Below are 23,662 nucleotides of genomic sequence, written 5' to 3'. Positions count from 1 at the left end.
GAACCTCTGGCAGGGACGGGATCGGCGCGGCCGGGGAGGAGGCCGCGCCGAACGGGTCGTGGGGCTTAGTTGCCGCGCACCTTCTTCAGCTCTGCGGTCAGCAGGTCGTAGTTCTCCTGCCCGACGGTCGGGATCGCCGCCTCATAGACCGGGGCGACCAGTTCGCGCAGATGGGCGGTGGCCTCGGGGGTCAGCTCGGTCACTTCCATGCCGTGCTCCTTCAGCTCGGCCAGGGCCTCGTCGACGGCGGCGCGCGAGCGTTCGATCTGCTTCACCCGGCCCTCGGTGGCGCAGGTCTGGACCAGCGCCTGTTCCTCGGGGTCGAGCCCGTCCCAGACCTTCTTCGACATCAGCACCGGGGTCGGCGAATAGGCGTGGCGCGTCAGGGTCAGATATTTCTGGACCTCGTAGAAGCGGCTGGCCTGGATCAGCGGCAGCGGATTTTCCTGCCCGTCCACGGCGCCGGTCTCCAGCGCGGTGAAGACCTCGCCGAAGGCCATCGGCACCGGGTTCGCGCCCAGCCGGCGGAAGGTGTCCAGGAAGATCGGGTTCTGCATGACGCGGAAGTTCAGGCCCGCGAAATCCTCGGCCCTGGTGATCGCGTGCTTGTTGTTGGTCGAGTTGCGGAAGCCGTTTTCCCAGATCGACAGCAGCACCAGGTCATGCGCCGGCATCTTGGCCGCCACATGGTCGTAATAGGGGCCGGTCATCACCGCATCGACCTCGGCATCCGAATTGAACAGGAACGGCAGTTCGAAGGCGCTCATCGCGGGTTCGATCCCGCCGATCGCGGCCGCCCCCGTCACCACCATCTCGATCGAGCCCGAACGCACCGATTGCGTGGCCTCGGCATCGTCGCCCAGTTCGCCGTTGTAAAAGCCGCGCAGCTTCATCTTGCCGTCGGTCTTGTCGGCCAGGCATTCCGACATGCCCTTGATCCCGGCCGAGACGGGGTGATCCTCGGCCGCGCCGTTCGACACCTTGAAGGTGTGGCGGCCGATCTCGGCCTGGGCCGGGGCGGCTAGCGCCGCCGCGACCAGCGCCGTGCCCAGAAGGCTTTTCATGCTGCGTTTCATCGGTTTCTCCTCCCAAGGACAGAACAGGGTTTCAGGGCGCTAGCGCAGCCATTCCATCGGCCACAGCACCAGTTGCGGGAACAGGACCAGCAGGAACAGGACGCCGATCTGGGCGATCATGAAGGGCATCGCCCCCAGGGCCGCGCGGTGCATGGGCACGCCCGAGACGCCCGAGGCGACCGACAGCGCGATGCCCACGGGCGGCGTCACCAGCCCGATGGCGCAGTTGATGACGAAAAGGACACCGAAATAGATCGGGTCGATCCCGGCCTCCTTGACCACCGGCAGCAGGACCGGGGCCAGGATCAGGATGGTCGGGCCCATGTCCAGCGCCGTCCCCACGGCCACGATCAGCAGCATGATGACCGCCATCAGGATCTTGGGATGCTCGATCAGCGGCTCGACCAGCGACAGCACGATGCCCGAGAGATCCGCGATCGAGACGAACCAGGCGGTGGCCAGCGCGGCGGCGGCCAGCAGCATCACCACGGCGGTCGTGGTGGCCGCGTTGCGGAACACCTCGAACAGCTGCGAGGGCTTCAGTTCGCGATAGACGACAAGGCCCACGAACAGCGCATAGGCGACGGCGACGACGGCGGCCTCGGTCGGGGTGACGATGCCAAAGCGGATGCCGCCCAGGATGATGACCGGCAGACCCAGCGCCCAGATCGCGTCCCGCGTGGCGCGGCCGCGCTCGGCCCAGGTGGCGCGCGGCAGGGGCTCGACGTTGTCCAGCCGCGACACGACCATCCAGGCCGCCAGCGCGCCAAGGCCCATCATCACGCCGGGCACGATCCCGGCCATGAACAGCTGGGTGATCGACAGGTTCGTCGCCACGCCGAAGATGATATAGGCGATGGAGGGCGGGATGATCGGCGCGATGATCCCGCCCGAGGCCAGAAGCCCGACCGAGCGCGCCTCGTCATGGCCGGCGCCCCGCATCATCGGCAGAAGCATCGTGACCAGCGCGGCCGTATCGGCGGCGGCCGAGCCCGAGAGCGAGGCCAGGATGATCGCGGCAAAGATCGCGACCACGCCCAGCCCGCCCCGGACATGCCCGGCCAGCGAGATGGCAAAGGCCACGATGCGGCGCGACATGCCGCCCGCGTTCATCAGCTCGCCGGCCAGCAGGAAGAAGGGGATCGCCAGCAGGGTGAAGCTGTTCGCACCCACGATCATGCGCTGCGAGATGATCTGCGGGTCGAACATGTCCAGCGCAAGGCCCATGGCGACCGCGCAGAGGATCAGCGAAAAGGCGATGGGAACGCCCACGGCCATAGCGGCGATCAGCACGCCCAGAAAGATGACCAGGCTCATTCGTGCAGCTCGCCATGCGGGGTGGGGGCGTCCGTCAGGCGGCCGGTGGCATAGCCGATCATGCGCCAGCCCGCCATCAGACCGACGGCCAGGCTCATCGGCAGGGCGACGCCGAACAGCCAGCTCATCGGCATTCCGGTGACGGGCGCGATGTTGGTGGCGTTGACGTGCCACTGCATCAGCGTGCCCGCCAGCAACAGCAGGCAGCAGCCCAGGATCAGCGCGTTGGCAAGCGTCAGCAGCACGCGGCGCGCCCTGGGGCCGGCCGAGACCACGACCATGTCGAAGCCCATGTGCAGGTTGCGCCGCATGGCCGCGATCGAGCCCAGGAAGATCATCCAGACGAAGCAGAAGCGCGACATCTCCTCCGAGAAATCCAGCCCCGAGCCGAAGCCGTAGCGCAGCACGACATTGCCGAAGACCATCAGCGTCATCGCCGCCAGCAGCAGCACCAGCGCGATGTCGATGGCGCGAAAGAACAGACGATCAAGGTGTTTCATTTGCGCCCTCCTCCGACGCGAATGGTTTCGCCGGTGACATAGGGGGCGGCGAACAGCAGCCATTCCGCCGCCTCGGCCACCTCGTCGGGGCTGCCGACCCGGCCCAGCGGAATGCCTGATGCCGCGGCCCGCAGCGCGTCGCGGTCGGCGAATACGGTTTTCTGGATGTCCGTGTCGATGATCCCCGGCGCAAGCGCGTTGACCCGGATTTCGGGCGCCAGGTCGCGGGCCATCGCGCAGGTCAGCGCCAGCAGCGCCGCCTTGGTCGCGCCATAGACGGCATGGCCCGGCGCGCCGCCATTGGTTCCGGCGATCGAGGACATGTTGACGATGGCCGCCTGCGGATGCGGGGCGCGCGCGCGCAGAAAGGCCGCGCTGGACAGCAGCGTGCCGGTGACGTTGATCGACAGCACCCGCTGGATTTCCGCGGCTTCCATGGCGTCCAACGTCATGGCCCGGCCCAGGATGCCGGCATTGTTCACCAGATGCGTCGGCGGCAGGTCCGCCAGCGCGGCCTCGGCCCCGGCGATGGCGTCCGCGTCCGCGAGGTCGACCGCAAAGGTCCGGGCGCGCGAACCCAGTTCGGATTGCGCGGCCCGCAGGGCGTCAGGGTCGCGGTCCCACAGCCACAGCCGCGCGCCACGGGCCGCCGCGCGGCGGGCGATCGCAAGGCCGATGCCCGCCGCGCCGCCGGTGATCAGGACGACCGGCGCGCTCACGCCTCGTACTCATGGGCAAAGGCCTGGTGCCCGGCCAGATCGACCAGTTCCGAGAAGCGGGCATAGTCGAAGCCCTCGGCATCGGCGGGGATGCGGCCGGTGCTGCGCAACTGCTGCAAGGCCGCGGCCTGCGCGGTCAGGCTGGCCAGCAGCGTGGTGATGGCGAAAAGGCAGACCGAAAAGCCCATGTCCTGCAACCGGGCCAGGTCCAGCTCGGCGGCCTCGGTGCCGTCGACCAGGCTGACGACCTTGGGTCCGGGCAGGCCGTGGGCCACCGCCTCGACCTGGGCGATGGTGCGGATGCCATCGACGAAGGTCAGGTCCACCCCCGCCCCGGCATAGCGGCGGGCGCGCTCCAGCGCGGCCTCGATGCCCTCGGTCCCCAGCGCGTCGGTGCGGCCGATGACCAGCATGTCGCGGCCGCTGGCGTCCCGCGCGGCGACGGCGGCGCGCAGCCGGGCCTCGGCCTCGGCCGGCGGCACCAGGCGCGCGCCCGACAGCTGGCCGCAGCGCTTGGGCATCTGCTGGTCCTCGACATGGAAGGCGGCGATGCCGGCGCGGGCATAGTCGTCGACGACGCGACGCAGGTTCAGCGGCCCGCCATAGCCGGTGTCGGCGTCGGCGATCACCGGCACCCCGGCGGCGGCGGCCATGGCGCGGGCCTGATCGGCCATCTCGGTCTGGCTCAGCAGGCCCAGGTCCGGCGCGCCCAGCCGGCTGGCGGTGGCGCCAAGCCCGGTCATGTAGACCGCGTCGAAACCCGTCCGCGCGATCAGCCGCGCCGACAGCGCGTCGGGCGCGCCCGGCGCCGCGATGATGCGTCCATGCGCCAGCAGGGCGCGCAGGGTCCTGGCCTGATCCGTCATCCGGGGTTCCGTTCCTGTTGCGATTGCAGGGCTGCGGTCAGGCGCCCGCTCCAGTCGGCGTGCGCCTTCAGCATGGCGGCGAAACCCGCCTCGTCGCCCGAGAGCAGCGCCTCGGCCATGTCGCGGTGCTGGGTCAGGCCGGATTCGCGGCGCTCGTCGAAGGGCGCGGTCAGCAGGGTGCGCAGCGTCGCCAGCTGCGCCTCGGCCAGGCGATAGGCGTCGCGCACCAGGCTGTTGCCGCAGCAGGCAAAGAACACGCCGTGATAGGCGGTGTCGGCATGGCCATAGGCGCGGCGGTCGCCGTCGGCATGCGCCCGCGCCATGGTCGCGACCGCCGCCTCCAGCCCGGCCGCAAGATCGTTCCTGGCAACGCGCACGGCCATCAGCGCCGCTTCGCGTTCCAGCATGAAGCGATAATCGCAAAGCCTGGCGACATCCGCCTCGGTCGGGTTGAAGACAAAGCTGCCGCGCTTGGGCCGCACCTCGACCAGGCCGGTGAATTGCAGCGCGTTCAGCGCGTCCCGGACGGGTGATCGGCTGACCCCGAAGGCCGCGCAAAGCCGCTCCTCCGAGATGTTTTCGCCCAGGGTGAATTCGCCATCGATGATCGCGTCGCGCAGTCGTTCCGCGACCATCGTCGCCAGCGACGGCGGCTGCGCAATGCGCATGGCGGGTCCGGCAGGCATCTCTGGCTCCTCCCCAAGCAAGAGTTGCGTGTTACATGTAACATGTAAGAGCACGAGTCAATCAGCTTCCGCAGCTTCCTGCACGCGGTCCCGGGCTCAGGCGGCACGCTGCGGGGACGGCCGGGCCGACGACGGATGGCAATCCTGAAGAAATTGTGAAATTCTTCGTCCCCCAGGCGCATCGGCGCCAAGTCGAAATTTTCGGCGCCCCATCGCACCAAAAATGAGAAAGGGACGCATGTCACAACCAAGCCCATCCGACGACAAGACGCAGACGGAACGCGACGCCTTGGCCGGCCAGCAGGATGGCAGCGCCGGTATCGAGGCCCTGCCGCTGCCCGAGGGCCCCACCGAGATCATCTCGACCGAATACGAGATCGGCCAGGACAATATCGAGGGCGTGAAGCCCGTCGCCTATGACATCCACAACCCGGTCTTCATGATCTCGGCCGCGGCCATCGTGCTGTTCACCGGGGCGACCTTGCTGTTCCCCTCGGTGCTGGGGCCCTTCTTTGCCGGCCTGCGCGACGTGGTCACCAGCAATTTCGACTGGTTCTTCCTGATCGCCGGCAATATCTTCGTGCTGCTGTGCCTTGGCCTGATCCTGTCGCCGCTGGGCTCGGTCCGGCTGGGCGGTCCCGAGGCGACGCCGGATTTCACCCTGTCGGGCTGGTTTTCCATGCTTTTTGCCGCGGGCATGGGCATCGGCCTGATGTTCTATGGCGTCAGCGAGCCGCTGGGCCATTTCACCGCCGCCCTGGGCGGGCCGGTGGTCGAAAACGGGGTCCGTACCGACTGGGCGCCGCTGGACGGCGCGCCGGGCGACGAACTGGGCGCCCGCCGGCTGGCGATGGCCGCGACGATCTTCCACTGGGGCCTGCACCCCTGGGCGATCTATGCGGTGGTGGCGCTGGCGCTGGCGCTCTTTGCCTATAACAAGGGGCTGCCGCTGACGCTGCGCTCGGTCTTTTATCCGATCCTGGGCGAGCGGGTCTGGGGCTGGCCGGGCCATGTCGTCGATGTGCTGGCGGTGATGGCGACGCTCTTCGGGCTGGCCACCTCGCTGGGGATCGGCGCCGAGCAGGCCACTGCCGGCTTCGGCTTCCTGTTCGGCTGGAGCGCGTCGGACACGTCCAAGATCGTGCTGATCGTCATCATCACCGCCGTCGCCACCGCCTCGGTGGTGCTGGGCGTCGAGAAAGGGGTCAAGCGCCTGTCCGAGATCAACATGATCCTGGCGGTCGTGCTGCTGCTTTTCGTGATCCTGACCGGGCCGACCTGGCAGATCCTGACCGGCTTTTTCGGCAATCTGGCCGCCTATGGCGCCAAGATCCTGCCGCTGTCCAATCCGTTCGGGCGCAGCGACGACAACTTTCGCCATGGCTGGACCGCCTTCTACTGGGCCTGGTGGATCAGCTGGTCGCCCTTTGTCGGCATGTTCATCGCCCGGGTCTCGCGCGGGCGGACCGTGCGGCAGTTCCTGACCGCGGTGCTGATCGTGCCCTCGCTGATCTCGGTCCTGTGGATGACGGCTTTTGGTGGCACCGCGATTTCCGAGACGCTGGCCGGCTTTTCGGGCGTGACCGATGCGGCGCTGGAACTGCAGCTGTTCCAGATGCTGTCGCAGCTGCCGCTGACCGCGATTTCCAGCTTCATCGGCATCGTCCTGGTGATCGTGTTCTTCGTCACCTCCTCGGATTCCGGCTCGCTGGTGATCGACACCATCGCGGCGGGCGGCAAGATCCATGCGCCGGTGCCGCAGCGGATCTTCTGGTGCAGCTTCGAGGGGCTGGTCGCCATTGCGCTGCTGCTGGGCGGAGGGCTCGCGGCGCTGCAGGCGATGGCGGTTTCGACCGGCCTGCCCTTCACGCTGGTGCTGCTGGGCGCCTGCTGGGCCATCCTCAAGGGCCTGCTGGCCGAAAAGCGGGAGCTGGCCTGAGGCGGGCGTGCCCGGCGGTGCCATCATGCTGGCCCGCGCGGGCGCCGGGCGTCAAGGCTCCGGCCAGGGGGCTGATCCTTGCGGGCGCGGCGCCGGCATCGCGGCGGCGTTCAACGCGCCCTCAGCCCGACATCCCGGCCTCGTGGATGATGCGGCCGCCGCAGATCGTCAGGGCCACGCCCAGATCGGGGATCCGGGCCGGCTCCACGGCCTCGATGTCGCCGCCCAGCAGCACGAGGTCGGCGGCCAGCCCCGGGCGCAGCGTTCCGGTGACATGGTCGCGGTGCGCCGCCCAGGCGCCGCCCGCCGTATAGGCGTGCAGCACCTCGGCCAGGGACAGCCGCTCGTCGCGGGCGCCGTCATAGGGCACGCGCGTCAGCGCCGCCGCGATGCCGCGCAGGACCGAGACATCGGCCACCGGCCAGTCGCTGGAAAAGGCGATGGCGGCGCCGGCCCCGGCCAGGCTGCGGCACAGGTAGGCATCCGGCCAGCGGTCCGCGCCGATCCGCGACAGGGTCGGTTGCAGCGGGAAATCCATCGCTCCCGGCGCATGCGGCGGTTGCAGGCTGGCGGTGATGCCCAAGGCGCCCAACCGGGGCACGTCGGCGGGGTCGATCAGTTCGATATGCTCGATGCGGTGGCGGCTGTCGCGGGGACCGTTGGCGGCGCGCGCCGCCTGATAGCCGTCGATCACCGCGCGGACCGCGCCGTCGCCGATGGCGTGCACGGCGATCTGCAGGCCGCGCCGGTCGATCTCGGTGGCGATGCGGTCGAAATCCGCGAACAGCGGCTGCCCGCGGTGGCCGGGCTGGTCGGGATAGTCGCGCAGCAGGTAAGCGGTGCGGCTGTCGATCACCCCGTCCATGAACAGCTTGACAAAGCCCGAACTGATCCAGTCATCGTCGAAATCCGCCGCCATGCGCGATGCGCGCTCCAGCGCCTCAAGCTCCATATGCGGCTTGAAATGGAACGGCACCTTGACGCGCAGGGCCAAGCGTCCCTCGGCCCGCATCTCGGCCAGCAGCTCCAGCGTATAGCGGTTGCCGTCCATGTTCACGAGGCTGGTCACCCCATGCGCGGCGCAATGCTCCATCCCCTTCAGCAGCAGCGCCTTGTCGGCGGCGCGCTCGGCCGGGGTGGGCGCGGAATCGGGTTCCTCGCCGGTGGCGATGCCCAGGTTGATGCGGCCCTCGCCGGCAAAGGCGATCAGCGGGCCGAAGGCCTCGAATTCGCGCAATTCGCCGGTGGCGAGGCCGTCCGCGCCCATGACCACCTCATGGCCATGCGGCATATTCGCGCCATGCAGCAGCCCGGCCGCCCGCAGCGCGGCGGTATTGGCCCAGACCGTGTGCAGGTCCGGCGACATCATGGCGATGGGCCGGTCCGCGATCATCGCGTCCAGATCGTGGCGCGAGGCGGGATGCCCGAGGATGCCGTAATGCGCCTCTTGCGCCATCAGCAGGGCCGCGTCGGGGTTCGCGGCGGCAAAGGCGCGGAAGGCGGCGCCGACCGCCTCGGCCCCGTGCAGGTGACCGATGTGCAGATGCGTCAGGTCCGCCCCGCCCAGCCCGACATGCACATGCCCCTCGAAGAAGCCGGGCAGCAGCGTCGCGCCGCCCGCGTCGATGATCCGCGTGCCCGGCCCGGCCAGCGCGGCGATCTCGGCCGCGCCGCCGACCGCCAGGATGCGTTCGCCGGCCAGGGCCACCGCCTCGGCGCGGGGGCGGTCCGGGTCCATGGTCAGGACCCGGGCGTTGGTCAGGATCAGATCGGCGCGGGGCATGGCCGCGCCTATTTCAGCTTGATGGCGAAGTGCTTGCGCACCGGCTCCTCGATGGTCCAGGTGCCCTTGAACGTCGGCTCGACCACGAAGGCGTCGCCGGGCGTCAGCGTGACGGGTTCGCCGCCCTCGGGGGTGATGGTGATGCGGCCCTCGATCAGGTGGACGAATTCGTAGAACTGATAGCTTGCATGCCAGGTGCCGGTCGTCGCCTCCCAGGTGCCCGAGATCATGCTGCCGTCGGCCGAACTGTGCTGCACCCAGTAGCGCATGGTCGGGTTGCCCTCGCGTTTGGTCCAGCCCTCCAGATCGGTGGTGATGGGCTCGGGGCCCGGCTCGGGAAAGCGGAAAACCGTGTCGCTCATGTCTGTCCTCGTAAGGCGCCGCGTGGATCACCGATCTTGGTAGGCGCCCCCCGCGCGGCGCGCAAGCCAGACGATCGGAGGGGGCGCATGATTGCCGAAGGGGCTGGCGAGCGGCCGCCAGATCGTCAAAGACTGAGGCGCGCAAGGGGCGCAGGCAGGAACGGGAAACAGGCATGGAGATCCGCAGGGCAAGGGCGTCGGACGCCGCCGATCTGGTGCGCTTCATCAACATGGCGGCGGACGACCTGCCGCTGCATTTCTGGCGCAAGTCGGTCGGCCCCGAGGGCGACCCCTGGGCGCTGGGACGGGAACGTGCCGCGCGCGAGACGGGAAACTTCTCCTATCGCAACGCCTGGCTGGCCGAGGTCGACGGCACCGTCGCGGCCTGCCTGCTCGGCTATGCGGCCGAGCCGGCGCCCGGCCCGGTCGACCCGGACACGCCGCCGATCTTCGTGCCGCTGCTGGAGCTTGAGGCGCTGGCGCCGGGGTCGTGGTACCTGAACGTGCTGGCCACCGACGACGGGTTTCGCGGCAAGGGACTGGGCAGCGCCTTGCTGGCCTATGCCGAATCCGTCGCGGCCGCCGCCGGTCACGACACCATCAGCCTGATCGCCGCGGACACGCATCGGGACGCGCTGCGCCTTTACACGGCGAAGGGCTATCGGCAGGTCGCCCGCCGCCCGGTCGTCAAGGGCGACTGGAAGGTCGATGCAGGCGAATGGATCCTGTTCACCAAGCCGGTCGGCGCGGCCCGATCCGGCCCGGGCGGCTTGCCCGGTCACGCGGGGGCGCATCCCGGCTGAGCAGGCCAGCGGCCGTCATTGCCCGCCGAGATGGTCTATGAACCGCTGGAACAGCTCGGACTGGCTGGAAATGCCCAGGCGTCTGTAGATGTTGTAGCGGTGCTGCTTGACCGTGCCCTCGGTGATGTCGAGGTTGCCGGCGATCGAGATGTTGCTGTGGCCGCGCAGGATCAGCTTGGTCACGGCGTGCTGGGCCGGCGTCAGGCTGGCGAAGGCGGTGCGGAACACCTCGTCGGGGTCCGGGCTCGCGACGGGCCGGCTGTCCGAGCCGAGCATGGTCCAATGCAGGCGCAGGCTTGCCGCGACGATCGGGATCAGCCCGTGCAGCCGGTCGATCTCGGACTGGTCAAACAGGGCTCCGCCGCGATTGCGCATCAGCGAATAGGTGGCCGCGAAGCCGTCCGGCAGCGGCAGGACATAGCCGATCTCCTCGACCAGCGTGCCGGCCTGGTCCGAGATGCAGGGATGCACCTCGTGCGAGCCGGAAAAGCCGGCGTCGTAATAGGCGTCGGGGGCCAGGTCGCGCATCCGCCACAGCCCCGGGCGCAGCGGCTGCGCGATACAGGCCGCATAGAACGGGTCCAGCTGATAGGCGCCGCGCAGATAGGACCGCAGCGCCCGGCGGTCCACCGTCTCGCTGTAGCCGTCATGGATCACCACCGGGGGGCGGGTCGCCGAAAAGCCGAAGATGCAGCTCATGTCGAAACCGGCGCCGATCCGGGTCAGCCGGTCCAGCGCCGCGCCATAGCCGGATGTGCCGACAGACGCGAACAGCCCGGCGACCGCCTGCGCCGTCCGCGCGCCGATCATATGACTTTCGCCATATGGAATTTCCACCCCACCTCCCTAGGCTTTTCCCATCCGGCCATGGGAGAGACCGGACCCTTTGGCCATTCACACGGGAAAACGGCCGGGCGCGCAAGCCCGGCAAGGGAGGATGACGTGACAGGACGTTTGCAGGGCAAGACCGCCCTTATCACTGGCGGGGCTGGCGGCTGCGGGCTGGCCGCATCGGAACGCTTCGCGGCCGAGGGCGCGCGGGTCGGCATCGTGGACCTGCCGGCAAGCCAGGGCGAGGCGGTGGCGCAGCGCCTGCGCGACGCGGGGCATCAGGCGATCTTCGCCCCCGCCGACGTGTCCGACGCGGCGCAGGTGGCCGGCGCGGTCGCAGCGGTCGAGGCGGCCTTCGGCCCGGTCACCGTGCTGATGAACCACGCGGGCATCCTGGCCGCCCTGCCCTTCCTGGACACCAGCGAGGAGGAATGGGACCGCGTCATGGCGGTGAACGTGAAAAGCATGTTCCTGGTCACCAGGGCGGTGCTGCCCGGCATGATCGCGGCGGGCGGCGGCAGCGTGATCTGCACCTCGTCGATCTCGGCCGTGGTCGGCACGCCGATGGAGGTGCTGTACTGCACCAGCAAGGGTGCCTGCCACATGTTCGCCCGCGCCCTGGCCGTCGAGTTCCGCGACCGCGGCATCCGCGCGAACGCGATCTGCCCCGGCTTCATCGCCACCGCCCATGGCCTGCGCGAGATCGAGATGCTGGGCAAGCAGGGCGTCGATGTATCGGAAAGCATGATTGCCGCCGCCCAGGGCCGGCTTTGCCGCCCCGAGGAGGTCGCGAGCGCCGCATTGTTCCTGGCCAGCGACGACGCCAGCTTCGTCAACGGCGCCCATCTATTCGCCGACAACGGCTACACCGCGATCTGAACCGGAACCAACAGGGAGAATGACGCCATGAACACCGCGTCGCACGGCATGACCGTCAACGATTTCGGCCTGGAGCACGCGCATTGGCGCAACTGGGTCGGCAACCAGTCCTGCGTCCGCGCCGCCCGCGCCGCCCCCGCCAGCGAGGACGAGCTGTGCGCCCTGATCGCCGGCGCCACCGCCAAGGGCATGAACGTCCGCGTCGCGGGCTCGGGCCACAGCTTCACCCCGGTCGCGCTGACCAGCGGGCTGCACCTGACCCTGGCCGGCATGAAGGGCGTCAAGCACATCGACCGCGAGCGGCGGCGCGTCACCGCCTCGGCCGGGACCACGATCAACGAACTGGTCAAGGTGCTGAAGGCCGAGGGTCTGTCGATGATCAACCAGGGCGACATCGACAGCCAGGCCATCGCCGGCGCGCTGACCACCGGCACGCATGGCACCGGCGCGACCCTGCCGGTGCTGGCCGATGCCATCGTCGGCATGAAGCTGGTGCAGCCCGACGGCTCGATCCTGGTGGTGGACGAGACGACGCCCGACCTGCTGCTGGCCGGCCGGGTGTCGCTGGGCCTTTTGGGCGCGATTTCAGAAATGACGCTGCAACTGACCGACAGCTATCGCTTGCGCGAACGCATCTGGCGCGAGGATTTCGAATCCGCCATGGAGATGCATGACGAACTGGCCGAAAAGCACCGGCATTTCAGTTTCTTCTGGTGCCCTTACGAGGAAAGCCGGCATTGCTATTGCCTGCCCGACACGGCGGCGACCTCGACATCCGGCCGCACCACCGACGTCTGCGAGATGAAAGTGATGGACATCACCGAGGAGGAGCCCTTCGAGGCCGAGTTCGAGAAGGTCGCCTACAGCGCGGACGTCTATCCCATCGAATATGTCGCGAACTTCCACGAACTGGAATATGCCGTGCCGCGCGAACACGGCAAGGACGCGGTGCGCGCCGTGCGCCGGCTGATGCTCGAGGATTTTCCCGAGGCGATCTATCCCATCGAATACCGCTTCACCGCCGGGGACGAGGCCTGGATGAGCCCGTTCCATCGCCAGGACAGCGTGACGGTCTCGGTCTCGGGCGAGCCGGGCAAGGACTACTGGGACTATCTGCGCGCCGTGGACCGCATCCTGCGCGGCTATGGCGCCCGGCCGCATTGGGGCAAGATGCATTTCCTGACCGGCGAGGACGTGACGGCAATCTATCCCAGGGCCGAGGATTTCCGCGCATTGCGCCGCAAGCTGGACCCGCAGGGCGTCTACCTGAACGACCATCTGTCGCAGCTGTTCCGCTGACGGCGCCGGCGCGGGCGGGACGGGAGGCCCGCCCCTCAACCATAAGGGAGGACACATCATGGCCCAGATCGGGACATTCGTCATCTACATCATCATGATCTGCGCGGTGATCGGGGCCATCGCCTCGATCGTCGACAGCGACAGCCCGCTGGGGCGCGAGTTCAGCGCCGGGCTGCATGCCATCGGTTATATCTTCATCCCGGTGGCGGGGATCATGGCCTCGATCCCCTATCTGTCGGCCTTCGTCGACGCGGTGGCGGGGCCGCTGTTCCATGCGGTCGGCGCCGATCCGGCCATGGCCGCGACCTCGATCATCGCGGTGGACATGGGCGGCTACCAGCTGGCCAGGGCGCTGGCACAAAGCCAGGAGGGCTGGATCATGGCCTCGGTCACCGGCTTCATGGCCGGGGCGACGATCATCTTCACGATCCCCGTGGGCCTTGCCATGCTGGACAAGGACGACCACCAATACATGGCCGTCGGCATCATGTGCGGCGTGCTGGCCATTCCCGTCGGCGTCCTGGTGTCCTGCCTGGCGCTGGGGGTCATGGGCATCGCCGTCCGCCCCGAGATCGCCGCCACCGGCGAGGCCACCCATGCGCTGGCGATGAACACCTTGCAGGTCATGCGCAACATCGCGCCCCTGATCGTCTTTTGCCTGGTGCTGGCGACCTGCCTGAAGCTGTTTCCCAAGGCGATGATCCGGCTGTTCCTGGGCTTCGGCCGGGTGATGTATGCCGCGATCACGCTGGTCCTGGTGTTCTCGATCGTCGAGTATTTCACCGGCTTCTTCACCCGCGTCTTCGGCCACTGGGGCTTCGCCCCGATCATCGCCGATGCCGAGGACCAGTTCCGCGCGCTCGAGATCGCGGGCTATATCGGCATCATGCTGTGCGGCGCTTTTCCGATGGGCTGGCTGATGAACCGCTTTTTGCAACGGCCCATGCAATGGGTCGGGGCGCGGCTGGGCCTTTCCTCGGCGGGCACGGCCGGGCTGCTTGCGGCGGCGGCGAACGTGCTGGCCATGTTCCGGCTGGTCAAGGACATGCCGCCGCGCGACAAGGTCCTGGTGATTTCCTTTGCAGTCTGCGGCGCCTTCATGTTCGGCGATCACCTGGCGTTCTCGGCCAATTTCCAGCCGACGATCATCCTGCCGCTGCTGCTGGGCAAGCTGGCAGGCGGCATCGCCGGCTTTGCCATCGCGATGCGGCTGCAGGGCCAGGCCCGGGTTGCGGCGGCCGAGGCGGGCTAGCGCCCGCCCCACGCAAAATCCCCCGGCAGGGCCAAGGCGTTTCCTGCCGGGCGACGAAATCCGCGGCCCCCTTTCGGCCCGCCACGCCGGCGTTGCCTTCGGCCGGCCGAAGGGTTATCTTTCGCTCCAGCCGCGACCGAAAGGACTAGACCTTGCGCGATCTTCGGATGCCAGAGCAACGCCATCCCGAAAAGGCCCACCGGCCCGATCAGGAACAGCCAAAGAAACCGTCCTGGATCCGCGTCAAGGCGCCCACTTCGGAAGGCTACAAGCAGACCCGCGACCTGCTGCGCGAAAACCGCCTGTCCACGGTCTGCGAGGAAGCCGGCTGCCCCAACGTCGGCGAATGCTGGAGCCAGGGCCACGCCACCATGATGATCATGGGCGAGATCTGCACCCGCGGCTGCACCTTCTGCAACGTGGCGACCGGCAAGCCCAACGCGCTGGACGTGTTCGAACCGGGCCGCGTGGCCCATGCGGTGCACAAGCTGGGGCTGAAGCATGTCGTGATCACCTCGGTCGACCGCGACGACCTGGACGATGGCGGGGCCGAGCATTTCGCCCAGACCATCCGCGCGATCCGCCACCGCTCTCCGTCCTCGACGATCGAGGTGCTGACGCCCGACTTCCTGAAGTCGAAGCCCGGCGCGCTGGAAACCGTGGTCGAGGCGCGGCCCGACGTCTTCAACCACAACCTGGAAACCGTGCCGGGGCTTTACCCCGAGGTGCGGCCCGGCGCGCGCTATTTCCATTCGCTGCGGCTGCTGCAAAAGGTCAAGGAGCTCGACCCGGCGATGTTCACCAAGTCGGGCATCATGGTCGGCCTGGGCGAGGACCGGCAGTCGGTCCTGCAGGTGATGGACGACATGCGCGCGGCGGACGTGGATTTCATCACCATCGGCCAGTACCTGCAGCCGACGCCCAAGCACCACCGGGTGGCAAGCTTCGTCACCCCGGAAGAATTCGCCAGCTATGAAAAGGCCGCCTATGGCAAGGGCTTCCTGATGGTGTCCGCGACGCCGCTGACGCGGTCGTCCTATCACGCGGGCGACGATTTCGCCGCCTTGCGCGAAGCGCGACTGAAGAAGCTGGGCCGGGCCTGAGCGCGGGCTCTTGCAAATTCCCGCCCTGGGTCTTAGGCGAGATGCGACGGGCCCGCAGGGGCGCGCTTGGGGGTTTGGCGGAATGGTAGACGCGGCAGACTCAAAATCTGCTTCCTAACGGAGTATCGGTTCGAGTCCGATAACCCCTACCAAGAAACGGCCTGTCGCACGGCGGGCCTTGTTTCACACAGCGATGTGCCGATGGCCTGGGATCGGCGGCCTATGACGTGATGGCGGCAGGCGACCACGACAACAATTACTCCCTGTGGGCGGCGATGGGTTCGGCCGTGATGACCGGACTGGGGCTTGCCAGGGCGCAGCCCGACCGATCCGTCCTGGTGGTGACGGGCGACGGCGAGGCGCTGATGGGTTTCGGCGCGCTGGCGACGGTGGCGGTGCAGAACCCGCCGAACCTGACTGTCGCCATCCTCGACAACGGCCATTTCGGCGAGACGGGGATGCAGGTCAGCCACGCCGGCCGAGGTCTCGAGTTCGATCGCGTGGCCGCCGCCTGCGGCTTTTCCTGGACGGCACGCATCACCGACCTGGATGGCGTGACGGACCTGCAACGGCAGCTTGCGACACGCGACGGCGTCAAACTGGCGGTGATCAAGATCGCCGCGGCGGAAGCGCCGCGCGTCCTGCCGCCGCGCGACGGCAGCTATGTCAAGAACCGCTTCCGCGCGGCGCTCGGCTTCCAACCGATCTGAAGGCCGGTTTCGGCCCGTCCCTCCGGCGTCCGACACCCTGGCCGGGGGCGCGCGTCGTGCGGCCGGGCCCCAATCCACCGGGCGGGCGCCTTCATGACTTGCGCCACCGCGGGATGGGGCGGCGCTTCTTTCTCGGCGCCTGCCCCGGCGCCGGGGACGGTCATGCGCCGGGACCGGGCCAGCCGAGACGGGCAAGGCCACGCCGACGGGTGCCCGACCTGCGCGTCCGGCGCGATGGATCGACCGCTATTTTCCCGATCACTCGGAACAGATGCCGCCCGGCCCGGTTCCTTCCACTCGCGGCCCGCTTCCGGTCGTGTCGCAACCGATCCACAAAGGAGACGAACAGTGACCACCTCCGCACATGACATTTTTCTTGACGGTCTTCGCAATGCCCATGCCATGGAGAAACAGGCCCTGTCCATCATGCAGCCGCAGTTGAACCGGCTGGAACACTATCCCGAGGTTTCCGCGCTTCTGGACCGCCATATCCGCGAAACCGAGGGCCAGATCCGGCGGATCGACGAGATCCTGGACGGATTGGGCACATCCGCGTCGGGCCTGAAGGACACGATGCTGTCGCTTGGCGGCTCCATGGCGGCCGTCACCCACAGCCTGGCCAGCGACGAGATCCTCAAGAACTCGCTTGCCAACTATGCGTTCGAGCATTTCGAAATCGCCGCCTATACCAGCCTGATCACGATGGCCGAACAGGGCGGCGGCCAATCCGCGATTCCCCTGCTGCAACAGAACCTGGATGAGGAACGCGCGATGGCGGCCGATATCGAGGCCGGCCTGCCCGACGTGGTGCGCCAGTTCATCCGGCTGTCCGCCAGCGACCAGCGCGCCGACGTCTGAGGCCGCGGGTCGGCGCTTGAGGGACGTATCGGATGGACGATCCGCGACGCAAGGGGGACATCGACTGTATCGTCGTCGGCGGCGGCCCCGCCGGCCTGACGGCCGCCATCTATCTGGCGCGTTTCCGGCGCCGGGTCATCCTGCTCGACGGCGGGGAAAGCCGTGCCGGGCTGATCCCGCGCTCGCACAATCATCCGGGATATCCCGATGGCATTGGCGGGCGCGAGCTGCTGGACAGGATGCGGCAACAGCTGCGCAACTATGGCGTGACCTGCCTGCCGGACCAGGCGATGGATATCGCCCGGTTGCAGGACGGCAGATTGGCCGTGCAGGCCGGCAGGACGCTGGTCGCGGATCATGTCATCCTGGCCACGGGATCGCGTGACCGCCTTCCGCCGATCCGCGATGCCCTGTGCCATATCCGCGAGGGTCTTGTCCGGCAATGCCCGGTCTGCGACGCCTACGAGCTGACCGGCAAGCCCGTCGCGGTCATCGGGGACGGGGACTGCGCCGCCGGCGAGGCCCTGTTTCTTCGCCATTACACGTCCGACATCACGGTGCTGACGCTTGGACAAGACCTTCAGGTTTCGGCCGGCGTCCGGTCCAAGCTGGACCGCGCCGGGGTCAGGATCGTCACGGAGAAGGCCGCGGGCTGGGACTTCGGCGGCGACCGGGTCGATGTCCGGCTGGAAGGCGGGCAGCGCCGGTTCGCGGCGGTCTATTCCGGCCTGGGCAGCGATCCGCAAAACACCCTTGCCCGTACGCTGGGCGCCAAGCTGGCGGCCGACGGTCGCATCCTGACCGACGCGCATCAGGAGACCTCTGCGGAAGGGGTCTTTGCGGCCGGGGACGTCGTCACCGGCCTAAACCAGATCGCCGTCGCCATGGCGCAGGGCGAGATCGCCGCCACGCGGATCCACAATCGTCTTCGGCTGGCCGAAGGACGCTGCGTGGCCGACAGTCTCTAGGCCCGATCCCGGCGGGGGTGGGCCGGCGCCTTGGTCCGCCCCGCGCCCGCCGGCCAGACGGTTTCCTTTTCGGAACATTGCCCGTGCAGGGCGGTTGGGACAGACCCTACAGGAGTTCCATGCCATGCATGATCCGGCCCTTGATTTCCTGAAAGCCATCGTCGCGGCCCCCTCGCCCAGCGGTTTCGAGCAGCCGGTCGCCCGGCTTTATCGCGATTACGTCCAGCCCTTCGCGGACAAGGTCACGACCGATATCCTGGGCAATGTCAGCGCCGTCATCCATCCCGACGCCCCGATGCGCTTCATGTATGCGGGCCACATGGACGAAGTGGGCTTCATCGTCCATCACATCGACCAGGACGGCTTCCTGTTCTTCAGCACCATCGGCGGCACCGACGTCGCGACCGAGATCGAACAGCGCGTCTGGGTTCATGGACATGAACGCGTGCCGGGGGTGATCGGGCGCAAGGCGATCCAGACCTTCGAGGCATCCGATGTCAGCCAGACGCCGTCGCTGAAGGATCTGTGGATCGACATCGGCGCATCCTCGCGCGCAGAGGCCGAAAAGGTCGTCCATGTCGGCAGCCCGGTGACGATCGACGCCGGCTTCGCCCTGCTGCGCGGCGGCCTGGCCGTGGGACGGGCCTTCGACAACAAGGTGGGGCTGCTGATCGGCGCCGAGGTGGTGCGCCGCCTGGCCGAGGAGGGCGGCGTGCATCCCGACGTCGGGCTGTACATCCTGGGCACGGTGCAGGAGGAGATCGGCTCTCGCGGCGCCAAGACGGCGGGCTTCAACCTTGCGCCGCGCACGGCCCTTGCGATCGACATGGGCGTGGCCACGGATTATCCGCGTGCGCGGCCCCAGGATCAGGGGCAACTCGATCTGGGCAAGGGACCGGGCATCTCGCAGGGGGCCAACACCAACCCGGTGGTGCTGGACCTTCTGATCTCGGCCGCGCGGGACAAGGGGATCGCCTGGCAGCAGCAGGCGACCGGCGGCACCAGCCCGACCGACGCCCGGGTCGTGCAAGAGCTGCAGGGCGGCGTCGCCACGGGTGTGATCTCGGTGCCGCTGCGCTATATGCACACCCCATCCGAGGTGGTATCGCTCGCCGATATCCAGGCCACCATCGATCTTGTCTGCGAATATTGCCGACGCCTGCGCCCGGATACGGATTTCACCCCGATGTAAGGGACGAAGCCGTCGGAGACCGGCGCATCCCATCTGTCCCAAGCCGGCGCGAGGATGGCTTCGGGAACCAAGGACCGACCTGGATCCGGGCGACAAAGGATTGCGATCTTCCATGGCTGCGACACGCGCGGCCTTCTCGCCCGGAAAGCGATGCTCCGCGCCCCCCCCGCGATCTGGGCGCCGCGCGGACGAGGGTCGACACGAGATATGGCTATCCGGCGCGACAGGGGGCATTCTCTCACGGACTGCCCATCCATCGCGTGGCCCGGACGGCCATGCCACCCCCTGTCAAGGAAGACCATCATGCTTGAAGCCCTGGGCGTGTCGCTGCCGATCATCCAGGCGCCCATGGCAGGGGTCTCGACGCCCCGGCTTGCGGCGGCGGTGTCGAATGCGGGCGGGCTCGGCTCTCTGGGGGTGGGCGCGACCGACGCGGCCGGCGCGCGGGCGCAGATCGAGGACTTGCGCGGGCGCACGGACCGGCCCTTCAATGTCAACGTATTCGTCCATGCGACGCCTGTTCCCGACGCAAAGGCAGAGGCTGCCTGGATCGCGGCGCTTGCGCCCCTGTTCGCGGAATTCGGGGCCGCGCCGCCCAGCCGCCTGCGGCCGATCTATCGCAGCTTCGCCGACGATCCCGACATGCTGGCGCTGCTTCTCGAACTGCGCCCGCCCGTCGTGAGCTTTCATTTCGGCCTGCCCTCGGCCGCGGCCATTGCCGCCCTGCAGGGCGCGGGCATCCTGCTTGTTGCCACCGCCACCAGCCCCGAGGAGGCGCGCGCCATCGAGGCCGCCGGGCTTGACGGGATCGTGGCCCAGGGCATCGAGGCCGGGGGGCATCGGGGCATCTTCGACCCGGACGCGCCCGACGACGGCCTGGGCACCCTGGCCCTGACGCGCCTTCTTGTGCGCGGCAGCCGGCTTCCGGTCATCGCCGCGGGCGGCATCATGGACGGGGCCGGCATCCGTGCCGCGCTGGACCTGGGCGCCGTCGCGGCCCAGCTTGGGACCGCCTTCGTGCCCTGCCCGGAATCAAGCGCGGACGAGGCCTATCGCGCCGCCCTGATGGGGCCGGGGGCCGCGCACACGCTTTTCACCGCCATCGTCTCGGGCCGACCCGCGCGGTCGCTGCCCACCCGCTTCACGGCCCTGGCCGAAAGGCTCGGCGGCCTGCCGACGCCCGGCTATCCCGCCACCTACGACGCCGGCAAGGCCTTGCACGCCGCGGCGCGTGCCCGGGGCGAGACGGGCTTTGGCGCCCAGTGGGCGGGACAGGGCGCGCCGCTTGCGCGCGCCATGCCCGCGGCCGAACTGATGGCGACGCTGGCGCGGGAACTGCGCGGCGAAGGGTGAGAGGGCCTTGGCCGGGGGCGCAGCATCGACGGACCGGCACGCTTATCGGCCGTCCCGCAGCACGGTGCTCAGCGTCCCGTCGCTTTCCAGGATCAGGCTGGCCACATCCTCTACCCCCCTGCCCCCGGCAGCGCGGACCGCGCTCAGCGCCTCGTCCTCGGTGATGCGTTCCCGCTTCATGGCTGCGCGGCAAAAAGCCCCGTCGCGAACCAGAAGCGCCGGCTCGGACCGGACGATCTTGGCGAAGCGTTCCGACCGGACGGAAATGAATGTCACGACGAACTGCATCGCGATCAGAAGCGCCAGCGCGGTCGCCCCCTCCGCCAGCGCGATGGATTCCTGCAAGAGAATCGCCGACAGCGTCGAACCCAGGGCGACGGTCACGACCAGGTCGAAGGCGTTCAGCTTGGCAAGCGTGCGCTTTCCCGAAATGCGCAGGAAAAGGACAAGCGTGACATAGGCCAGAAGCCCGACCGCGACCGTGCGCGCGATCCCGCTCCAGTCCTGAAAAAGCATCTGGGTCCAGTTCATGGGGCCTCCTTACGGCGCGGCAGGTTCGGTTTTCGCGTTGGGCGGCAGGTCGGCCGCATCGGCGGGGGGCGGATTGCGTTCCAGGTCGGCGATCAGCGCCTTCATCTCGCCGATCTCGCGGACCTGGGCCTCGATGATCCGGTCGGCGAGCGCGCGGACGCGGGGGTCGCGTATATGGGCCCGCTCGCTGGTCATGATGGCGATCGAGTGGTGGGGGATCATCGCTTTCATGTAGCTGATGTCGTCGACGGTCTCCTGGCTGCGCACCAGCCAGAGGGCTCCGGCGAAGGCGACGACCGAGGCCGCGATGATCGCGATGTTCAGTCCCCTGTTCTTGTACATGCCCCACATGAAGGACAGCATGATGATCGCCATCACCGCGCCCATCACGACGGCCATCCAGGTCTGGGTCTGGCTGTAATGGATGTGGTCCCACGCGTAGGTGTTCAGATACATCAGGCCGAACATGACGATGGTGGATGTCGCGATCATGGCCGCGAAGCGTCGATAGCTCATCGCCTTTCCCCGGATTTGCCCCTCGATGCCAACAGCCTGCCGCCGTGCAGGTTCCGCATCATCGGCGCTTTCGCGGGGCAGCCGGCGGCCGCGGCTGCCGCTCAGGCCCGCCCGCGGCCCCCGCAAGGGGCGGTGCCCTTCGCTTCGGCGGTCAACCCTGGCTCAGCATCTTCAGCCGGGTCGCCAGGGCGCGGCGGATGTGGTCGCGCGCGGCGGCCTCGGCCGCGTCGGGATCGTGCGCGGCGATGGCGTCCAGGATCAGCCGGTGCTCGGCCACCGCGGGATGCGCCCGGCCGGCGACCGAAAACGTCGTCGGCCCCAGCAGCGCCAGCGCGTCCTGCAATCCCTCCAGCGGACCGTGGAAATAGCGGTTCCTGACCGCGCCCGAGATGGCATCGTGGAACTGCTTGTTGATGCGGGCGTGGTCGGCGGGCTCTCGGGCCTGTTCAAAGGCGCCGTGCAGGTCGCGCATCAAGGCCACCTCGGCCGGGGTGGCGTTTTCGGCGGCCAGCCGCGCCGCCGTCCCTTCGAGGATTTCGCGCATCTGGTAAAGCTCGAAGACCTCGCCCCGGTCCAGCCGCCGCACCATCAGCCCGCGCCCGCCCGACACCTCGAGCAGGCGGCGTTCCAGCAGCCGGCGCAGCGCGTCGCGCACGGGGGTGCGGCTGACCGAAAACGCCTCGGCGATTTCCTCCTCGCGCAGGCGTTCGCCGGGCTGGAACAGGCCTTCGCGCAACCCCTGGCGCAGGGCGTGAAACACGGCGTCGCCCAGGCCGGACCCGCGCAACCCGGCCGGCGCACCATCCCAAAGACGGGCAAGCTTGCCCTTCGACATGTCCTGGCGCGTATCCATGAAGCGGTCCCGTTCGTGTTTCCCCCTGTTCTAGCGCCCCCCGCCGCGCTGCACCATCGGAAAGAATTTTGTTGTATTTTATTGTATACAGTAATAGCCAATAATCCGCGACATTCTGGTCGATTCGACCCCGCATTCGCCAGGGAGAGGAGAAATCATGAGCTTTCAGAAAACGGCCCTCGGCCGGCTGCTTTGTGCTGCCGTCGCGCTGGCCGCACCGCTGCCCGCGCTGGCCGAGATCCCCGCCGGCTATCCCGCAGATTACGCCGATATCGTCGCCAAGGCCGAGGCCGAGGGCGCGGTGGTGATCTATGCCAATACCGAACATGCGGCGGTCGAGCCGATCCTGGCCGATTTCCAGAAGGCGTTCCCGAAGATCCGCGCCGATTACATCGAGATCAAGGCCGCCGACCTGTTCAGCCGCGTCAGCAGCGAGGCCGCGGCCGGCGCGCTGAAGGCGGATGTGGTCTGGTCCTCGGCCATGGACCTGCAATACCAGATGGTCGAGGACGGGATCGCCGCCCCCTATGCCTCGCCCGAGACCGCCGCGCTGCCGGACTGGGCGCACGGTGACAGCATCTATGCCACCACCTACGAGCCGGTGGTGATGGTCTACAACAGCAAGGTCATCGCCCCCGAGGAGATGCCGAAAAGCCATGCCGCGCTGGCCGAATGGCTGGTGGCGAACAAGGACGCGATGCAGGGCAAGGTCGCGACCTATGACCCCGAACGCTCGGGCCTGGGCTTTTTCGCGCTCAGCCGCGACGCGGCGCAGGGCGATGGCATCTGGGACGTGGCCAGGGCGCTGGGGGCGGTCGATGCCAAGTTCTACACTTCGACCGGCACCATGCTGGAAAAGATCAGCGCCGGCGAACATGCGCTGGGGTACAACATCATCGGCCCCTATGCCTATCTGCGCGCCGAACGCGACCCGAACGTCAAGGTCGTGGTGCCCGAGGATTACACCACCGTCCTGTCGCGCCTGGCCTTCGTCACCGAAAAGGCCCAGCATCCGAACGCGGCGCGGGTGTTTCTGGACTATCTGCTGTCGCATCGCGGCCAGACCGTCATCGGCAATGAGGCGCATCTGTTCGCCATCCGGCCCGACGTCCAGGGCAAGGCCACCATCGCCAGCCTGACCGCCGCGCATGGCGACCGGCTGAAGCCCGTGCCCATCGGTCCCGAACTGCTGGACGCGGTGCAGCCGATGCAGCGGCTGGCGTTCTTCCGCGACTGGGCCGCCGCCATCAAGTCGGGGCGCTGACC

The 23,662-nt window shown here is 68.4% G+C and carries 24 protein-coding genes and 1 tRNA gene; 13 read left to right on the top strand and 12 right to left on the bottom strand.

The annotated features are described in order from the left end of the window. Positions 1-65: 65 nt before the first annotated feature. Genes BU28_RS0112355 through BU28_RS0112330 form a run of 6 tightly spaced genes read right to left on the bottom strand, consistent with a single transcriptional unit; the run spans position 66 to position 5,164 of the window. Positions 66-1,076 (bottom strand): TRAP transporter substrate-binding protein, encoded by a 1,011-nt coding sequence (locus BU28_RS0112355; protein ID WP_028719759.1) that lies wholly within the window; start codon positions 1,074-1,076, stop codon positions 66-68. A gap of 39 nt (positions 1,077-1,115) precedes the next feature. Continuing rightward, positions 1,116-2,393: a TRAP transporter large permease gene (locus tag BU28_RS0112350; RefSeq protein WP_028719758.1), complete on the bottom strand. Its 1,278-nt coding sequence runs from the start codon at positions 2,391-2,393 to the stop codon at positions 1,116-1,118. Continuing rightward, positions 2,390-2,893 (bottom strand): TRAP transporter small permease, encoded by a 504-nt coding sequence (locus BU28_RS0112345; protein WP_028719757.1) that lies wholly within the window; start codon positions 2,891-2,893, stop codon positions 2,390-2,392. Before BU28_RS0112345 ends, BU28_RS0112350 begins: the two co-directional genes overlap by 4 nt. Next, a complete protein-coding gene (locus tag BU28_RS0112340) occupies positions 2,890-3,612 on the bottom strand; it encodes an SDR family NAD(P)-dependent oxidoreductase (protein WP_028719756.1) in 723 nt (240 codons plus the stop codon). Before BU28_RS0112340 ends, BU28_RS0112345 begins: the two co-directional genes overlap by 4 nt. Then, complete coding sequence (locus BU28_RS0112335; protein ID WP_028719755.1) at positions 3,609-4,478, bottom strand: isocitrate lyase/PEP mutase family protein; 870 nt, start codon at positions 4,476-4,478, stop codon at positions 3,609-3,611. The genes BU28_RS0112340 and BU28_RS0112335 overlap by 4 nt, the downstream gene beginning before the upstream one ends. Continuing rightward, complete coding sequence (locus BU28_RS0112330; RefSeq protein ID WP_028719754.1) at positions 4,475-5,164, bottom strand: GntR family transcriptional regulator; 690 nt, start codon at positions 5,162-5,164, stop codon at positions 4,475-4,477. The genes BU28_RS0112335 and BU28_RS0112330 overlap by 4 nt, the downstream gene beginning before the upstream one ends. A 238-nt stretch (positions 5,165-5,402) precedes the next feature. On the opposite strand from BU28_RS0112330, the gene BU28_RS0112325 reads away from it, so the two are divergent. Beyond that, positions 5,403-7,103, top strand: coding sequence for a BCCT family transporter (locus BU28_RS0112325; RefSeq protein WP_036762776.1), 1,701 nt, complete (start codon positions 5,403-5,405; stop codon positions 7,101-7,103). Positions 7,104-7,224: 121 nt separating this feature from the next. Here BU28_RS0112325 and BU28_RS0112320 read toward each other — a convergent pair whose 3' ends face one another. Together BU28_RS0112320 and BU28_RS0112315 are read right to left on the bottom strand one after the other, a co-directional pair. Next, positions 7,225-8,886 (bottom strand): amidohydrolase, encoded by a 1,662-nt coding sequence (locus tag BU28_RS0112320; protein WP_028719752.1) that lies wholly within the window; start codon positions 8,884-8,886, stop codon positions 7,225-7,227. A gap of 8 nt (positions 8,887-8,894) precedes the next feature. Next, on the bottom strand, positions 8,895-9,248 hold the full coding sequence (locus BU28_RS0112315) for a cupin domain-containing protein (protein WP_028719751.1): 354 nt from the start codon (positions 9,246-9,248) through the stop codon (positions 8,895-8,897). Positions 9,249-9,421: 173 nt separating this feature from the next. Between BU28_RS0112315 and BU28_RS22870 the strand changes: the two genes are divergently transcribed. Then, positions 9,422-10,051, top strand: a complete 630-nt coding sequence (locus tag BU28_RS22870; RefSeq protein WP_051578167.1) for a GNAT family N-acetyltransferase — start codon at positions 9,422-9,424, stop codon at positions 10,049-10,051. 15 nt (positions 10,052-10,066) lie between these two features. On the opposite strand, the gene BU28_RS0112305 is transcribed toward BU28_RS22870, so the two are convergent. Continuing rightward, the gene (locus tag BU28_RS0112305; RefSeq protein ID WP_028719750.1) at positions 10,067-10,861 is read right to left on the bottom strand and encodes a helix-turn-helix transcriptional regulator; all 795 of its coding nucleotides are present in this window, start codon (positions 10,859-10,861) and stop codon (positions 10,067-10,069) included. Between the two features lie 132 nt (positions 10,862-10,993). On the opposite strand from BU28_RS0112305, the gene BU28_RS0112300 reads away from it, so the two are divergent. From BU28_RS0112300 to BU28_RS0112255, 10 genes are all read left to right on the top strand, one after another. After that, positions 10,994-11,761 (top strand): SDR family NAD(P)-dependent oxidoreductase, encoded by a 768-nt coding sequence (locus BU28_RS0112300; protein WP_028719749.1) that lies wholly within the window; start codon positions 10,994-10,996, stop codon positions 11,759-11,761. 27 nt (positions 11,762-11,788) lie between these two features. Then, the gene (locus BU28_RS0112295) at positions 11,789-13,060 is read left to right on the top strand and encodes a D-arabinono-1,4-lactone oxidase (protein WP_028719748.1); all 1,272 of its coding nucleotides are present in this window, start codon (positions 11,789-11,791) and stop codon (positions 13,058-13,060) included. A 58-nt stretch (positions 13,061-13,118) separates the two neighbouring features. Further along, complete coding sequence (eutH, locus tag BU28_RS0112290) at positions 13,119-14,312, top strand: ethanolamine utilization protein EutH (protein WP_028719747.1); 1,194 nt, start codon at positions 13,119-13,121, stop codon at positions 14,310-14,312. 167 nt (positions 14,313-14,479) lie between these two features. Next, on the top strand, positions 14,480-15,415 hold the full coding sequence (gene lipA / locus BU28_RS0112285; protein WP_088239286.1) for a lipoyl synthase: 936 nt from the start codon (positions 14,480-14,482) through the stop codon (positions 15,413-15,415). 68 nt (positions 15,416-15,483) lie between these two features. Further along, positions 15,484-15,567 (top strand) — tRNA-Leu (locus BU28_RS0112280). A 78-nt stretch (positions 15,568-15,645) separates the two neighbouring features. Beyond that, a complete protein-coding gene (locus BU28_RS22865) occupies positions 15,646-16,125 on the top strand; it encodes a thiamine pyrophosphate-dependent enzyme (RefSeq protein ID WP_081791370.1) in 480 nt (159 codons plus the stop codon). Positions 16,126-16,473: 348 nt separating this feature from the next. Next, positions 16,474-16,983: a ferritin-like domain-containing protein gene (locus BU28_RS0112270; RefSeq protein ID WP_036762773.1), complete on the top strand. Its 510-nt coding sequence runs from the start codon at positions 16,474-16,476 to the stop codon at positions 16,981-16,983. Positions 16,984-17,015: 32 nt separating this feature from the next. Continuing rightward, positions 17,016-17,951, top strand: coding sequence for an NAD(P)/FAD-dependent oxidoreductase (locus BU28_RS0112265; RefSeq protein WP_028719744.1), 936 nt, complete (start codon positions 17,016-17,018; stop codon positions 17,949-17,951). Positions 17,952-18,075: 124 nt separating this feature from the next. After that, positions 18,076-19,143 carry a M42 family metallopeptidase gene (locus BU28_RS0112260; RefSeq protein ID WP_028719743.1) on the top strand — a complete coding sequence of 356 codons (1,068 nt, stop codon included), beginning with the start codon at positions 18,076-18,078 and terminating at the stop codon, positions 19,141-19,143. A gap of 303 nt (positions 19,144-19,446) precedes the next feature. After that, positions 19,447-20,496 (top strand): NAD(P)H-dependent flavin oxidoreductase, encoded by a 1,050-nt coding sequence (locus BU28_RS0112255; RefSeq protein ID WP_028719742.1) that lies wholly within the window; start codon positions 19,447-19,449, stop codon positions 20,494-20,496. A 42-nt stretch (positions 20,497-20,538) separates the two neighbouring features. Here BU28_RS0112255 and BU28_RS0112250 read toward each other — a convergent pair whose 3' ends face one another. The 3 genes from BU28_RS0112250 to BU28_RS0112240 all read right to left on the bottom strand — a co-directional run bounded on the left by BU28_RS0112250 (position 20,539) and on the right by BU28_RS0112240 (position 22,396). Beyond that, complete coding sequence (locus tag BU28_RS0112250; RefSeq protein ID WP_028719741.1) at positions 20,539-21,027, bottom strand: DUF421 domain-containing protein; 489 nt, start codon at positions 21,025-21,027, stop codon at positions 20,539-20,541. 9 nt (positions 21,028-21,036) lie between these two features. Further along, positions 21,037-21,543 carry a DUF305 domain-containing protein gene (locus tag BU28_RS0112245; protein ID WP_028719740.1) on the bottom strand — a complete coding sequence of 169 codons (507 nt, stop codon included), beginning with the start codon at positions 21,541-21,543 and terminating at the stop codon, positions 21,037-21,039. Positions 21,544-21,694: 151 nt separating this feature from the next. Further along, positions 21,695-22,396, bottom strand: coding sequence for a GntR family transcriptional regulator (locus tag BU28_RS0112240; RefSeq protein WP_028719739.1), 702 nt, complete (start codon positions 22,394-22,396; stop codon positions 21,695-21,697). A gap of 157 nt (positions 22,397-22,553) precedes the next feature. On the opposite strand from BU28_RS0112240, the gene BU28_RS25475 reads away from it, so the two are divergent. Beyond that, a complete protein-coding gene (locus tag BU28_RS25475) occupies positions 22,554-23,660 on the top strand; it encodes an ABC transporter substrate-binding protein (protein WP_088239287.1) in 1,107 nt (368 codons plus the stop codon). The last annotated feature ends 2 nt before the right edge of the window (positions 23,661-23,662 follow it).

Source organism: Paracoccus yeei ATCC BAA-599, from assembly GCF_000622145.1.
GTDB lineage: Bacteria > Pseudomonadota > Alphaproteobacteria > Rhodobacterales > Rhodobacteraceae > Paracoccus > Paracoccus yeei.
Note: the sequence above shows the minus strand (reverse complement) of the source record. Positions and strands in the feature narration are given on the sequence as shown.

Coding starts and splice junctions, on each gene's coding strand:
- BU28_RS0112355 (WP_028719759.1), bottom strand. CDS start 1,076: ATGAAACGCAGCATGAAAAGCCTTCTGGGCACGGCGCTGGTCGCGGCG.
- BU28_RS0112350 (WP_028719758.1), bottom strand. CDS start 2,393: ATGAGCCTGGTCATCTTTCTGGGCGTGCTGATCGCCGCTATGGCCGTG.
- BU28_RS0112345 (WP_028719757.1), bottom strand. CDS start 2,893: ATGAAACACCTTGATCGTCTGTTCTTTCGCGCCATCGACATCGCGCTG.
- BU28_RS0112335 (WP_028719755.1), bottom strand. CDS start 4,478: ATGACGGATCAGGCCAGGACCCTGCGCGCCCTGCTGGCGCATGGACGC.
- BU28_RS0112330 (WP_028719754.1), bottom strand. CDS start 5,164: ATGCCTGCCGGACCCGCCATGCGCATTGCGCAGCCGCCGTCGCTGGCG.
- BU28_RS0112325 (WP_036762776.1), top strand. CDS start 5,403: ATGTCACAACCAAGCCCATCCGACGACAAGACGCAGACGGAACGCGAC.
- BU28_RS0112320 (WP_028719752.1), bottom strand. CDS start 8,886: ATGCCCCGCGCCGATCTGATCCTGACCAACGCCCGGGTCCTGACCATG.
- BU28_RS0112315 (WP_028719751.1), bottom strand. CDS start 9,248: ATGAGCGACACGGTTTTCCGCTTTCCCGAGCCGGGCCCCGAGCCCATC.
- BU28_RS22870 (WP_051578167.1), top strand. CDS start 9,422: ATGGAGATCCGCAGGGCAAGGGCGTCGGACGCCGCCGATCTGGTGCGC.
- BU28_RS0112305 (WP_028719750.1), bottom strand. CDS start 10,861: ATGATCGGCGCGCGGACGGCGCAGGCGGTCGCCGGGCTGTTCGCGTCT.
- BU28_RS0112295 (WP_028719748.1), top strand. CDS start 11,789: ATGAACACCGCGTCGCACGGCATGACCGTCAACGATTTCGGCCTGGAG.
- eutH (WP_028719747.1), top strand. CDS start 13,119: ATGGCCCAGATCGGGACATTCGTCATCTACATCATCATGATCTGCGCG.
- lipA (WP_088239286.1), top strand. CDS start 14,480: ATGCCAGAGCAACGCCATCCCGAAAAGGCCCACCGGCCCGATCAGGAA.
- BU28_RS22865 (WP_081791370.1), top strand. CDS start 15,646: ATGGCGGCAGGCGACCACGACAACAATTACTCCCTGTGGGCGGCGATG.
- BU28_RS0112265 (WP_028719744.1), top strand. CDS start 17,016: ATGGACGATCCGCGACGCAAGGGGGACATCGACTGTATCGTCGTCGGC.
- BU28_RS0112260 (WP_028719743.1), top strand. CDS start 18,076: ATGCATGATCCGGCCCTTGATTTCCTGAAAGCCATCGTCGCGGCCCCC.
- BU28_RS0112255 (WP_028719742.1), top strand. CDS start 19,447: ATGCTTGAAGCCCTGGGCGTGTCGCTGCCGATCATCCAGGCGCCCATG.
- BU28_RS0112250 (WP_028719741.1), bottom strand. CDS start 21,027: ATGAACTGGACCCAGATGCTTTTTCAGGACTGGAGCGGGATCGCGCGC.
- BU28_RS0112245 (WP_028719740.1), bottom strand. CDS start 21,543: ATGAGCTATCGACGCTTCGCGGCCATGATCGCGACATCCACCATCGTC.
- BU28_RS0112240 (WP_028719739.1), bottom strand. CDS start 22,396: ATGGATACGCGCCAGGACATGTCGAAGGGCAAGCTTGCCCGTCTTTGG.
- BU28_RS25475 (WP_088239287.1), top strand. CDS start 22,554: ATGAGCTTTCAGAAAACGGCCCTCGGCCGGCTGCTTTGTGCTGCCGTC.